Source organism: Flavobacterium laiguense, assembly GCF_003097655.1.
Lineage (GTDB): Bacteria > Bacteroidota > Bacteroidia > Flavobacteriales > Flavobacteriaceae > Flavobacterium > Flavobacterium laiguense.
On the sequence record NZ_QCZH01000015.1, the window covers coordinates 60,972 to 74,022 of the forward strand.

The 13,051-nt window shown below is 36.7% G+C and carries 11 protein-coding genes; 2 read left to right on the forward strand and 9 right to left on the reverse strand.

Features of this window, described 5'->3' with window-relative positions:
* Nucleotides 1-53: 53 nt before the first annotated feature.
* The 5 genes from DB891_RS12555 to DB891_RS12575 all read right to left on the reverse strand — a co-directional run bounded on the left by DB891_RS12555 (nucleotide 54) and on the right by DB891_RS12575 (nucleotide 5,148).
* Entirely contained in the window at nucleotides 54-1,133 is a 1,080-nt protein-coding gene (locus DB891_RS12555) for a hypothetical protein (RefSeq protein WP_116763926.1), read from the reverse strand.
* 95 nt (nucleotides 1,134-1,228) lie between these two features.
* The gene (locus tag DB891_RS12560) at nucleotides 1,229-1,951 is read right to left on the reverse strand and encodes an ABC transporter ATP-binding protein (protein WP_116763927.1); all 723 of its coding nucleotides are present in this window, start codon (nucleotides 1,949-1,951) and stop codon (nucleotides 1,229-1,231) included.
* Nucleotides 1,952-1,956: 5 nt separating this feature from the next.
* Nucleotides 1,957-3,168, reverse strand: a complete 1,212-nt coding sequence (locus tag DB891_RS12565) for an ABC transporter permease (protein ID WP_116763928.1) — start codon at nucleotides 3,166-3,168, stop codon at nucleotides 1,957-1,959.
* Nucleotides 3,169-3,190: 22 nt separating this feature from the next.
* Nucleotides 3,191-4,405 (reverse strand): ABC transporter permease, encoded by a 1,215-nt coding sequence (locus DB891_RS12570; protein ID WP_116763929.1) that lies wholly within the window; start codon nucleotides 4,403-4,405, stop codon nucleotides 3,191-3,193.
* Nucleotides 4,402-5,148 carry an outer membrane lipoprotein-sorting protein gene (locus tag DB891_RS12575; RefSeq protein WP_116763930.1) on the reverse strand — a complete coding sequence of 249 codons (747 nt, stop codon included), beginning with the start codon at nucleotides 5,146-5,148 and terminating at the stop codon, nucleotides 4,402-4,404. The genes DB891_RS12570 and DB891_RS12575 overlap by 4 nt, the downstream gene beginning before the upstream one ends.
* Before the next feature lie 150 nt (nucleotides 5,149-5,298).
* Here DB891_RS12575 and DB891_RS12580 point away from each other — a divergent pair, with 150 nt between their 5' ends.
* Nucleotides 5,299-6,195, forward strand: a complete 897-nt coding sequence (locus tag DB891_RS12580) for a phospholipase A (protein ID WP_223256102.1) — start codon at nucleotides 5,299-5,301, stop codon at nucleotides 6,193-6,195.
* 160 nt (nucleotides 6,196-6,355) lie between these two features.
* Here the strand turns inward: DB891_RS12580 and DB891_RS12585 are convergent, their stop codons facing one another.
* From DB891_RS12585 to DB891_RS12600, 4 genes are all read right to left on the reverse strand, one after another.
* Nucleotides 6,356-7,870 carry a serine hydrolase gene (locus DB891_RS12585; protein WP_116763932.1) on the reverse strand — a complete coding sequence of 505 codons (1,515 nt, stop codon included), beginning with the start codon at nucleotides 7,868-7,870 and terminating at the stop codon, nucleotides 6,356-6,358.
* 75 nt (nucleotides 7,871-7,945) lie between these two features.
* Nucleotides 7,946-8,752, reverse strand: coding sequence for a helix-turn-helix domain-containing protein (locus tag DB891_RS12590; RefSeq protein WP_116763933.1), 807 nt, complete (start codon nucleotides 8,750-8,752; stop codon nucleotides 7,946-7,948).
* Between the two features lie 256 nt (nucleotides 8,753-9,008).
* A complete protein-coding gene (locus tag DB891_RS12595) occupies nucleotides 9,009-9,314 on the reverse strand; it encodes a hypothetical protein (RefSeq protein ID WP_116763934.1) in 306 nt (101 codons plus the stop codon).
* Between the two features lie 331 nt (nucleotides 9,315-9,645).
* Entirely contained in the window at nucleotides 9,646-10,233 is a 588-nt protein-coding gene (locus DB891_RS12600) for a DUF4202 domain-containing protein (protein WP_116763935.1), read from the reverse strand.
* Between the two features lie 533 nt (nucleotides 10,234-10,766).
* On the opposite strand from DB891_RS12600, the gene katG reads away from it, so the two are divergent.
* Complete coding sequence (gene katG, locus DB891_RS12605; protein WP_116763936.1) at nucleotides 10,767-13,007, forward strand: catalase/peroxidase HPI; 2,241 nt, start codon at nucleotides 10,767-10,769, stop codon at nucleotides 13,005-13,007.
* The last annotated feature ends 44 nt before the right edge of the window (nucleotides 13,008-13,051 follow it).

The following is a 13,051-nucleotide window of genomic DNA, read 5'->3' on the forward strand; positions in this document are numbered from 1 at the left end:
TTTTTTAATTCTATAAAGTACTTGTTTATAGTGATTTCGTTGTTTTTTATTTCTCAAAAACTCCATCTTCCTCGCACATGTATTTCCGTCAAGAGGTTTTGGTAGGCGTTTGCTTGTTCTGCAGAGTAGGATTGAACGATGAAATCCAAATCGAAATTGGTAGCCACATTCCACGAGTAAGTTGGGATGAGGATGAGCGTATTTTTTTCGGGTGAATAGACGAACGAAAAGTTGAATGTGGTAATGGGTGTAATGGTTTTCATGACCGTTGCTTGAAAATTGTAACGGAACGGAAACAAGAATTTGGCCGAGATATTAGAGTTGTAAAAACCTCCGTTTACGGCAAAGGTATTCGTGGGGTTGCTGTTGTATAAAGTCGTAATCGAAAGATACCAGTCGTTCTTGAACGTTCTGTCGGCCATGATTGAAAAGTTGAAGGTTTCGGCTGAATCCAAAGTGTTTTTCATGGGGATGAAATAACTCATTTCACCTTTGAAACCCATGTCTTTGATGCTTCCAGCCCAGCCTCCGCCAATAACGTAATCAGTGTGGTATATCCCTCCCAAAAATTGGAAATCATATTGCCAATTATTGAATTTATACAGGAACCCAGCAGTGTTTTCGTCTTTGGTTTTTCCGGGTTTATAGGCTAGTTCACAGGACGAACTGCTGTTGATATTGTGTTGAATTCTGATGGCATCACTACCTGGACGCTCTTCATAATCGAAATCCAAATAGTTAAAGGCGTTAAAAATGTCGTTGGGATTCCACACGTTGGTGATGCCCCAATTGATGCGTTGACGGCCGAGGGTAATATCCCATTTCTCATCTGAATATTCCAGTAATAACCGATCAATTACTGATTGTGCCACGACTGATTCCTCGTCAATCCAGAGATAAGAAAGATCAAATAAACCATCATAACGATTGATGGTTTGACCAAAATCAGGAAACTGTTTGATGAGTTCTCCAATGAAAATCCGGTTGCGTATTTCGATTCTTCCACTGAATTTTGAGGCTATGTTGAATTTGAAGTTCATCCTGTTGTGAATCAGGTTCGACGAAATACTTTCATCAACTCCTTTTATGAAATAGGTACTTTGCATGTCTTTTACATACCCTTTCAGTTCCATGAACGGCGTTTTTGTTTCTTCGGATTGCCCAAAAAGAGCAGGGGAGAAGAAGCCGAAAATCAGGATTAGGATGAGATTGACAATTTTCACAATTTCTATTTTGTTTCGGTTTGCTCTTGGGTTACGGGAGTCGGAGCGGTATCGGAGACTATTTTCCCATCTTCGAGAGTGATGACTCTTCGGGCTCGATTGATTACCCTTTCATCATGAGTCGAAAATACGAAAGTCATGTTTTCCTCTTGATTGAGCTTGAGCATCATGTCAAGAAGTTTTTCTGCCGAAACAGAGTCTAGATTTGCTGTAGGCTCGTCTGCAAGGATGAATTGTGGTTTTGGAGCCAAAGCTCTCGCTACGGCCACACGTTGTTGTTGACCACCGGATAATTCACGAGGTCTTTTGTTGACTTTGTCTTCTAGCCCAATCTGTTTGAGCAATTCCAAAACCCGTTGATCAGTTTCCTTTTTGGGGCGTTTTTGCAACAGCATGATGAACTCAATGTTTTCTTTGGCGGTAAGCACCGGAATCAGATTGTAAGATTGAAACACGAACCCAATGTTGTTGAGTCGAAAGTCAATCAGTTCATTTCCTTTTAGATTCGTAATGTTGGTTCCGTTGATTTCGACAAAACCTTCTGACGGAATGTCTAGCCCCCCAATCATGTTCAATAAAGTGGTTTTTCCCGATCCCGAAGGACCTTTAATAGCGGTAAATTCACCACGCGAAATATGAAGATGCACTTTGTTTAGCGCATAGACCGGAATGGTTTTTTCGTCGTATATTTTCGACAGATTGTGTGCATCGATTACTGTTTCTCGCATGATAATTATTTTTTTAATGATTCCGCAGGATTTAATTTCAATGCCCTCTTTGCCGGAAATAAAGCCGAAAACAAAGCCGTTATTACTACCAATAACATGATGTTTCCAAACTGATTTGCTGTTAAACTTGGATAAATGACGGAACTGTATCCAAAACTCGAATACACCTCAGAGAATTCGCTAAAGTCGATTCCTGTTCTTTGGCTGATGCCAATGGAAGCAAAGGCGAGCAGTATTCCAAAGGGACATCCCGCCAAAATCAGAAAAAAAGTTTCAAGGACAATCATCATGAATATTTTGATTTTGTTCATTCCCAGTGCTAGTAACATTCCTATTTCCCTAGTTCGTTCTAATACTGCCATCATCATCGTATTGACAATCCCGAAAGCGAGTGCCAGTAGAATGATTCCCATGAAAATAAACACCATTTGGTTGCCAACAGCAACTGTATATCCTAGCTCTGGTGAAATTTCTTTCCAGTTTTGTATTTCTGTTTTTGGGAATTTTTGTTGAAGTCTTTTTTTGCTTTCATCAAGTATTTGGCTTGATTTGAGGAGGACGGCGATTTCGTTGATTTCGTTTGGAATTCCCGAGAGTGAATCAATGTCGGTTATTTTTACAAAAACATTGCTGTCGTCATAAGGAGTATTTACGGTTTTATAAATGGCGGTAATCCGGAAAGCCCCAGAGGCCAGATTGCCTTCCTTGTTTTGAAATGTCAGAATGGCTTTTTTGTTGAGATTGAGATTTAGTTTTTTGCGGAGCTTGTCGCTTAGGATGATTTCGTTTGCTTTTTGAGGATTGAAATAATTCCCCTTAATGATTTTTCCTTTAAGATTGGTAAGCGCTTGTTCCTCATTAGGCATCACCGCATTAATCGTAATGCCTCCACTTCCTGAGGCCGAAGCAATCATCCCTTTGATAACAATGCGTCCAGAAATGGCTTTTGTGGTACTGTCTTTGGAAATGAACTCGAGCATTTTTCTGCCTTTCGGCAAATGGTATTTCAGTTCGTACTCTTTTCTGAACTCGGGATGGTGCAATTGTATATGCGATAGTTCGCTGGTAATGGCTGTATTTACGCGTTGTTCAATCATGCCGTTGTAAAATGCCATCATAAAAATTCCTGCCCACAAGCCAATGGTTACGGCTGTGATAATGATGAGGCTGCGTTTTTTGCTCCTCCAAATATTCCTGCTGGCGATTTTGATTAACATGATTCTATTTTTTAAAAACGAATTATTTTTTCATGGTTTTGACTGGATCTAAACCGCTTACGTGCCAAAGTGGATATAAGCCGATAAGTACTGCCATTGCCAAAACAATAAGCGATTGGGTTATAAAAATATTGGGGTCAAAATCAGTAGGGAAGAGGGCTTCAAAACCGAATTGCTCGTAGGCTTTTGCCATTTGACCACCAAAACGGATGGGATTTTCTTTTAGGTAAATTACTAATGGTAAACTGAGTACTATTCCCAAAATCACACCAAAAAGGGTGATAAACAAAGTTTCTCCCAGTAAAACCAATTCTAATTTTGATTTTTTCATTCCAATAGCGATAAGCATTCCAAATTCGTATTTTCGTTCGGCTGTCATCATCAATACGGTTCCGAAAAGTCCAAAACCAATGATGATATACAAAATTCCCGAAAAGACATAAAAGGAAAAACTATCGGCTTTGATATGATTGGAGATTTCAGGCATCAATTCTTGCCAAGGCATTACTTCGTATTTTTGTCCGATTCTAGATTTTACTTTTTTTGCAATAGCATTAGTATTTTTTGAGTCGTCAATTCCTAAAGAAATGGAGGTAAGTCTATTTTCGGCACCCAGAAAATATTGGGTTGCGCCCAAAGGTAAGTACACAAAACTGTCATTCATTGCCGGAGCAGCCAGATGAATAATCCCTTTTATTTTATATTTTCCTGCCGCCATTACACCATGAAAACCCTGTCCGAAAAGTACAATGGTGTCATTAACACTTACTTCAAGACGTTTGGCCATTCCTTCGGCAAGGAGAACTGCTTCTTCGTTATTTTCAAAATAGCTTCCTTTTATTAATTTATCTTTGAGATGCGTCAGTTTGTTTTCATTCACTGGATCAGTACCTACGAGCAGGCAACCTTTGGAAGTGTTTCCTTTGGAGGCCAAGACGAAAGTTTCCAGTCGGGGAACGATTACTTTTATATTGGCATTTTGTTGGAGTTGCGGGATTAGAGAACTTTCGACAACGAAGCTATTATCCAGAACCTGTTCGTCCCAATATCCTTTTTGGTGAATTTGAACATAACCGGAATAGTAGCCCACCACATTCTTGATCAAATTCTTGAAAACCCCATTCTGGAAAGACTTCATCAAGATGGCAAACAAAACTGCAAAAGCAATTGATGCCACAGTAATGAGCGTTCGTCGGCTGTTGCGCCAAAGGTTTCTCCAGATCAGTTTGAGAATCATTTTGCTTTGGTCATGTTTTGTGTGGTAAAATAGGAATCGTTTATGGGTGTGTCAAAAACTAGCGAGTTATAAAGCATTATGGTTTTGTTTCCCTTTTTATTTGCGGGAGTCATTTCCATTTTACCGGGCAATAATCGGCCTCCCAACATTTTTATGTCGCTGCAATGCATGGTGTTTATCAGGGAACCATCTTCGTCAAAATATTCGACATGAAGTGTCATGAAATCTTTTTTGTCTATTGCCATGATAATTTTTCCCCAGACCACAGCCGATTTGGGTTTGGGTGTCAATTGAATGGTATAGCAAGGTCTTCCGTCAATGGTAGTTTCTTTGAGAAAGGAATGGTTGTAGTCTTCTAAAATCGAGGCTTCTTTAACGAGGTCGTCATTGGTAAAATCGGTTCCCATCCAGCTCTGACTCATCATTGACGGAGGCATTTTGATATTTCGTTCGATAGAGGGAATCCAGTTCCAAACTTCTTTTTGTCGTTTTAAAAACACCACGCCTTTTTCTTTGGCTGGAGCCAAAACCAAAATCAAGCTCCAATCATTGCCTTTTGTCCAAGCTTTCATGATCATTTCCCGTGACCATCCGGGGCGTATGGTTTGGATAGTGATATTGGCAACAGAGGTTTTTCCCTTGGCTTTTTCATCTGCTTTTTTAACTATTTCTCGAGCCTCTTGAGCATTAGTAAAAGAAATGATCAGCAATTGAAAAAAGAAAAATAGTAGTATCTTTTTCATAGAATCGATATTAAAAGTTACCTAATGTTAAAGATACTGAAATATCTTAAGTGAGGAGAACTAAAAGTGATGCTATTTTGTGGCAACTGTTTAGTTTTTAATGTATTGTAAATGTAAAATCACTAACTTAGATGGTGTAATTAGAATACCATGAAAACAGCAATTCTTTCAATTATTCTTTTGCTAAGGATATGTATGACATATGGCCAAGCTGCTTTTAATGGTAAGGACATTATTTATCAAACGTATTCCCAACGATGGGAGCTTGATTCTATTGATAAAATGGGGACTTTTAGGTTGGCGTTATATAAATCGAATTATTTTACACCAACTAGAGTTACTAACAATGTCAATAAAATGCCTCAAAGTGAGAATCCTCTTTATTCTGCTACTGAACCGGTTAATTATGATGACGTTGAATTAGAATTTCAATTTAGTCTCAAATCAAAAGTATTACAATCAATCATTAATGGAAAAGGTGATCTTTGGATAGCCTATACACAAGTTGCCCATGGGCAAATATATAATGCTGATTTGTCACGTGTTTTTCGGGAAATTAATTATGAACCGGAACTGATTTTTAAATATCCATTAAAAGCTAATTTTTTTAATGGATATTTAGAATCAATTGGAGTTGCTTTTAATCATCAGTCAAACGGAGGAAATTTTCCGCTCTCTAGAAGTTGGAGCCGAATTATCTTTGATGTTACCTACAAAAAAGACAATTGGGTTATTTCGTTAAGACCTTGGGTTCGTATAAATGAAGGGGATGGGATAGAAGATGATGAAAACCCTGCAATAACCAGTTATATTGGAGACGGTGAACTTAATGTATTCTATACTTACAAAAGACAACAATTTTATTCTGTAATTACACATCCCTTCACTCGTTTGGATAGAGGAAGTATTCAGCTAAATTATATCTTTCCTATCAAAGGTCTTTTACGCGGACATGTTCAGGCGTTTTCAGGATACGGAGAAACACTAATCGATTACAATTACAATCAGACCACCGTTGGGGTGGGTGTCTCGTTTACTAATTGGTAATCGTATGTTTTTTTATTTCTGTTCGAGTAATGATGTTAAATTCTGGTTTAATTCGGTTGTTTTATTGCCGAGTACCGAGAAAAATTCAGTGGCAAATTTTTCAACGGTGACTACAGCTTTTTTAATTAATTTTTTCCCTTGTCACTGTTGTAAGGCATATTTATTTTTTTGTTTCTATTTCAATTATTTTTTTTCCGTTTTCGCCTAAATAATGAGTTAGTAATTTTTCATAAACTTTATAACCATCATCTACATTTGTGAAAATGAGCAATCCTTTTTTTGATTTAGGAAATAGAAAAAAAATGGTTTGTACTCCTTTGTCTGAACCACCATGTGAAAGGACGATTTGATCATTTCCAAGATCATAAATTTCAAAACCTAATCCAAAATATTTTCCGTTTTTGGTTTCTACTTGATTGGTCATCATATCATCAGAAACTTTTTGGGATAATCCTTCACTTTTCATAACGCTCACCAAAAATTTTCCGTAATCTTCAATCGTTGTAAGTAAGTCGTCTGCTGCGTTAGTGGTTTTGTTTTTTGTGGTTTCATAGGCGATCCCTTTGTTATTGTAACCAATTGCAAATCTACTTTCGTCGGTTTTTTTGCTCCAAAAAAACTCAGTGTCATTCATCTGTAACGGTTTGAAAATTAATTCATTTGCCAATTGATCGAGTGTTTTGTGAAACTTAGTTTCTAATGCTTTTCGCAAATACTCTAACCCTTCACCAGAATATTGATATTTTGTTCCTGGTTCAAAATTAAAATGTAGTTTTCCGTCTTTATTGTTTCCACGCCAATTTGAAAAACCCGTTTGATGGCTTAAAATATGTCTTGTTGTCAGTTTTTTGAGATTTACATCTTTTGCAATATCTGGGTCGATCCAATAACGGTAAATTGGTTCGTCCAAATCCCATTTTCCTAAGCTAACTAACTTTAAAGTTACCATTACTGTAACAGGTTTTGTTAAAGAAGCAACGTTAAATATTGTGTTATAAGGTGCACGGACTCCTTTTTTTAATTCTCCAAATACTTTAATTTGTTGTAGTTTTCCATCGTTAATTACTCCAATTCCTAAAGTTGGAACTTTATTTTCTATAAGCCATTTTTCAATTTCACTTTCATTATCAAATAGGGATGATATTGTCGTATCAAGCAATTTAATTTGATGATCGTAACTTAAAGATCTTGTTAGCTTCCAAGCCCCATTTTCTAAAAGCCATAGATGAGTGAATTTCGCAGAACTTCCAAATGCTTCTTTTTTATTTTCTATTTTTTCATAAAACTGATGAATTCCAATTTGGATGGCTCCATAAAGTTTTTCTTTTTTGTAAAGAGGGTAGATTGCAGTGCTTTCAGGCAATAATTCTCTTCTTGATTGGAAGGTTGTTGGGGAAGAACATAACCCATTTCGGAAAGCATTAAGAAATTGTCTTTTGTTAGAAATACTGTCTTTGTCGTGATAAAATTCAAATTTTTCACTTAATAAGTTTTCAAACTGACTGATGTCACAAGTGTTGAAACCTACATTAAAAAGCAAACTGTCTTTTGAAATGATTGTTCTTAATAATTCAGAATTCTTCTCTACTTGAGAATGTCCTACTTGTATAAGGAAGAGTAAAATTCCAGTGAGTATAATTTTTAACTGGTGATTGGATGGTTTTGATTGATTCATTTTTGATTGATTAATGTTATTGATTCCACAATATTAAATCAATCATTTTTTAAAGAATTGTAAAAAAGCGAAATGTTATCTTTTTTTGGAAAGAAAATACAAATCGGGATTGAACATTTTGGGTGATATTTTCGTAACATCTTTAAAATCTTTTATGAAATGTGATTGATCAAAATATTTATTATAAAGTGCAATATTTGTTAGATTAAGTCCCTTTGGATTATAGTTAACCATTTGATCTATGGATTTTCTTAACTTTAGAATTTTGATGTATTTTTTAATGGTTAGTCCAGTTGCACTTTTAAATTTAATTTGTAATAATCTTTGAGAAAAATTCAGAGTTTCTCCAATTTCAGAAACATTAATTTCTTCATTGTGAAGTTGAATAATTTCACATATTTTTTCGATTAGATTTTTATTTGGATTTAAAAAAAATAATTCTTCAAAATAGCTATTCATACAGTCTAACAAAGCGGAAGTATTATTATGTAGAGTAGGTTTAATTATGTCCTTGAATGGTAAGTCTTTTCTATTTACTTGAATTATTGAATCGGTAAAATTACTTAAATCATAACTTGGAAACATAGAAATGGTCCAAGCATGAAATTGCACGATTGTTACTTTAGTTCTAGGTTGAATATTAACCAAAACAGTATTGGTCATTTGCGAACAAAAATAAAACCCGTTATCCATTACATACTTTTTTTTACTAGTATGAACTTCTATAGATATGCCGCTTACAATCGCTAAATTGAAACAACCATTTGGTAATACTAATTTGTTTTTAATTGTTGTATCACCGATACTATTATCCAGGTGCCAAATTTTATTTACAAATCGTTCACATTTTTTACTCACATAATATTCTGAATATAAGTCCATTTTTTATGGTAATTGTATATCAAGTCAGTTCGTTTAAAACGATTAGGCTAACCGATTTTTGTTAATTAGAAAGTAAATATAATCGATTTAAACAATAATTGTATGCTTTGTAACATAGAGTTTGAATCATGGGAATAATAGAAAATACTATAAAAACCTTTTTATAAACATATAAAAAAGAAGCCGGTACTTTTTGGTCTTAGCAGATTTAATCTATAAAACTAAAAAGCCCGACTCAGATTGTATATTGTAAAGTTTAGGAAGCAGGAATAATTTGTTTCAGAATTTCCCTTTGGGATGACTTAATCAATGGTTTGAATTTTTCATACCATTTTTTCCAAATTTCGGCATTTAACTCTTTTGATAAATCCATTTCAAAAGCGGCCAAAGTAGGATATGGAGACTCGATTATAAGGCGATAGCTTTCACCCGTGAAATCAGTAAGGATTCGCCCACCCGCGGGTAATGTCAAAATTCCACTAGCGATAGCTTCGTCAGTTAGTGCTTTGGCTTCTTTATAGCGGCCAAATTGCAGACAGAATATTTCTCGTACAATAAACATAGCTTTTTGATTTTATATTAGACAATAAATTAAAAACATTTTTAAGAACGAATGTAAAAGGTACTATTTGGAAATGGCATTGGAATTCAAATAGAAATGATCTATACAAAGTTAGGGATAAAACGTTTTTTAATTTAAATATTTGACTCTAAATAGACTATGTGGTTTCTGTTAAAAATCTGTGTGTAAGTATTTTGTATTTTTGTTTATCTTTAAAAAAATCAAAAAGAAGGTGTGAAAGTTTACTATCTTCTGAAAATGAAAAATCTGCGTGCAAAAATAAATTGGCACACAGATTTTAAAGATTTAAGAATGATATTTTTAAAAGGTTCTATAATCCAATAGCTTCCTTTATCAATTGAAGATTCTCTTCGCTGTAGTTGATTTTTAACGCCTCTTGATGTCCTTTGTCAGACATTTTATTCCACGTTTTTTGAATGATGTTTTTCATTTTCTCCCTATCGTGTTTGTGAACAAAAGGATCTAGGTAATATTCTAAAAAGACCAAACAGATAACATCTTCCAAAAGTTGTGTTTCTTCATCTTTTTTGAGTGATTTTTTTTCAATCAGAAAGGAAACTCGGGCTATAAATGCTTGGTCGTATCCTGCTTTTTCTAATATTTCGGCGGTTGTTTTGGCATGGAATTTCTTTAAATCTTCTCTCCATTTTAGATAACCCACACGATCCATTGGATAGGATTCTCTAGCGATTTTCCAACGACAAATGTGTTGTGCCTTGGCAGCTATCTGAACCGCTTCGGAAGCATTTGGATTATAATCCATAAGCCTTTCATACATTCTGTCGGAATATAATAATTCCTTAGGATAGGTTACATCTTGGTCTATTTCGTTGTTTGGATCGGCTTCGTTTTCGGCATCAATCCAGGCACTGGCGTTTAGAAATGGTATTGTTTTCATTTGAAAGAGTATATATTCAAAGATACATAACATTATTTTGAAAAACCAACGAATACTTCATCTCGTTCTGTTTTTCACTAGAAAGCACTTATTTCGGGAATATATAAAAGTATTGACTGTCCGTAATGAGTGCCAAGAGTGTTTTTTATTAATTTGATTTTAATCCGTCAACTGCCGAAGGTGGTATAATCCGCTATTTTCAACATATTCTAAATCAATATCCGTTTTTATCAGCGTTTTCGCTTTAGCGAATCAGTATAATCCGTGTTCCATTCTCCGTTTATGTATTTTGGGGATAAGTCACGGATAGTCAAATAAAAGTAATATTAGGAGGAATAAAACAAGTAACTAAAAATTAATTGCAGCTATTGATTTTGGGTTTTAATATTTTGATTTTACTTACTTGACTATTCTAAGTATACCGATACATATTAAATCCGAGAAATAGCTATAGTTTTTATCTATTGAAAAAATAATTTATATAATAAAAAAATCAATAAATTCGTATGTAAGTTTTTAAAAATCATCACATTATGGAAAATAGCACAAATCAGGATGCATTCAATGGTATCCATGCAAATGGGGAAGGCAAATGCCCATTTTCAGGCGGCAGCTCAAAACAAAGTGCAGGCTCAGGCACGAGAAACGATGACTGGTGGCCGAATCAGTTGAAACTAGGTGTTCTTCGGCAACATTCTTCATTGTCGAATCCAATGGGGGAGTCGTTCGACTATGCCGAGGCTTTTAAAAGCCTTGATTTGAATGCCTTGAAGAAAGATCTTTTTGATTTAATGACTAATTCCCAAGACTGGTGGCCAGCGGACTATGGTCATTATGGTCCTTTCTTTATCAGGATGGCATGGCATAGTGCCGGTACGTATCGTATTGCAGATGGTCGTGGCGGTGGCGGTGCAGGTACGCAGCGATTTGCTCCACTCAACAGCTGGCCTGATAATGTGAATCTTGATAAGGCTCGTTTGCTGCTATGGCCAATCAAACAGAAATATGGGAAAAAAATTTCGTGGGCAGATCTAATGATTCTTGCTGGGAATTGTGCTTTGGAGTCGATGGGCTTCAAAACTTTCGGTTTCGGAGGCGGACGTGCCGATGTTTGGGAACCCAATGAAGATATTTATTGGGGCTCCGAAGGAAAGTGGTTGGATGACAAACGTTATTCAGGTAACCGTGAATTGGAGAATCCTCTTGCTGCCGTTCAGATGGGACTTATTTATGTGAATCCTGAGGGGCCTAACGGAAACCCTGATCCGATTGCAGCTGCCATTGATATTCGTGAGACCTTTGCCCGAATGGCTATGAATGACGAAGAAACAGTTGCGCTTATTGCCGGCGGGCACACCTTTGGGAAAACCCATGGTGCAGCCGATCCAAATGAGTACGTTGGGGCAGAACCAGCAGCTGCGGGTATCGAGGAACAAGGTCTTGGATGGAAAAATTCTTTTGGCAGTGGGAATGGAGAATACACTATTAGTAGCGGTCTAGAAGGAGCGTGGACCAAGACTCCTGCGAAGTGGAGTCACAATTACTTCGAAAACCTGTTTGGCTACGAATGGGAGTTAGACAAGAGTCCAGCCGGTGCGCATCAGTGGAAGCCAAAAGGTGGTGCGGGAGCAGGTATGGTGCCAGACGCCCATAATCCTTCAAAAAGTCACGCTCCATTTATGCTTACAACTGATCTATCCTTGAGAGAAGACCCTATTTATGAGTCAATTTCAAGACGATTCTATGAAAACCCTGAAACTTTTGCAGATGCATTTGCTCGTGCTTGGTTCAAATTGACGCATCGCGATATGGGACCAATTGTGCGTTATTTAGGGCCAGAGGTACCTAAGGAAGTACTCATTTGGCAAGATCCTGTTCCAACTGTAACACACAAACTAATTGACGCAAATGATATTGTCGCTTTGAAAGCTAAAATATTGGCTTCTGGATTGTCTGTGTCCCAATTGGTATCAACAGCTTGGGCTTCGGCATCTACGTTCCGAGGTTCCGATAAAAGAGGTGGTGCCAATGGTGCTCGCATACGTCTTGCTCCGCAAAAGAATTGGAAAGTCAATAATCCTGCTCAATTAGCAAAAGTGCTAGAAACTCTGGAAGGTATTAAGACAACATTCAATAGTGTCCAGTCTGACGGGAAACAGGTTTCATTAGCCGATTTAATAGTTCTGGCTGGTGGTGTTGGAATTGAGAAAGCAGTTCAACAAGCGGGTCAAAATGTGACTGTTCCTTTTACACCGGGAAGAACTGATGCTTCACAAAATCATACTGATGTGGAGTCATTTGCAGTACTTGAGCCAGAAGCAGACGGTTTTCGCAATTATATGAAAATCCAATATACTGTTTCGGCTGAGGAAATGTTGATTGACAAGGCGCAGCTATTGACGCTAACTGCACCTGAAATGACAGCATTGGTTGGTGGTTTGCGTGTTCTTAATGTAAATTTCGATCAGTCTAAACATGGGGTGTTCACTACTCGTCCTGAGACATTGACTAATGATTTCTTCGTGAATTTGCTTGATTTTGGTACGACTTGGAAAGTTTCCTCAAATTCACAAGAGGTGTTTGAAGGTCGTGACCGTAAGACAGGAGCATTGAAATGGACAGGAACGCGTGTCGATCTTATCTTCGGTTCGAACTCAGAGCTTCGAGCCCTCGCTGAGGTGTATGCATGTGAGGATGCTAAAGAACAATTTGTAAACGACTTTGTAGCCGCTTGGAACAAAGTGATGAATCTAGATCGTTTCGACTTGGTTTAATTATCGGTTGTATTTTAGAGCATTAAAAAGGTGGTTTGGAAACA

Bases quoted from the DNA above. Each gene is read 5' to 3' on its own strand.
- DB891_RS12585 (WP_116763932.1), bottom strand. From the start codon at position 7,870: ATGAATCAATCAAAACCATCCAATCACCAGTTAAAAATTATACTCACT.
- DB891_RS12555 (WP_116763926.1), bottom strand. From the start codon at position 1,133: ATGGAACTGAAAGGGTATGTAAAAGACATGCAAAGTACCTATTTCATA.
- katG (WP_116763936.1), top strand. From the start codon at position 10,767: ATGGAAAATAGCACAAATCAGGATGCATTCAATGGTATCCATGCAAAT.
- DB891_RS12575 (WP_116763930.1), bottom strand. From the start codon at position 5,148: ATGAAAAAGATACTACTATTTTTCTTTTTTCAATTGCTGATCATTTCT.
- DB891_RS12595 (WP_116763934.1), bottom strand. From the start codon at position 9,314: ATGTTTATTGTACGAGAAATATTCTGTCTGCAATTTGGCCGCTATAAA.
- DB891_RS12600 (WP_116763935.1), bottom strand. From the start codon at position 10,233: ATGAAAACAATACCATTTCTAAACGCCAGTGCCTGGATTGATGCCGAA.
- DB891_RS12565 (WP_116763928.1), bottom strand. From the start codon at position 3,168: ATGTTAATCAAAATCGCCAGCAGGAATATTTGGAGGAGCAAAAAACGC.
- DB891_RS12590 (WP_116763933.1), bottom strand. From the start codon at position 8,752: ATGGACTTATATTCAGAATATTATGTGAGTAAAAAATGTGAACGATTT.
- DB891_RS12560 (WP_116763927.1), bottom strand. From the start codon at position 1,951: ATGCGAGAAACAGTAATCGATGCACACAATCTGTCGAAAATATACGAC.
- DB891_RS12580 (WP_223256102.1), top strand. From the start codon at position 5,299: ATGAAAACAGCAATTCTTTCAATTATTCTTTTGCTAAGGATATGTATG.
- DB891_RS12570 (WP_116763929.1), bottom strand. From the start codon at position 4,405: ATGATTCTCAAACTGATCTGGAGAAACCTTTGGCGCAACAGCCGACGA.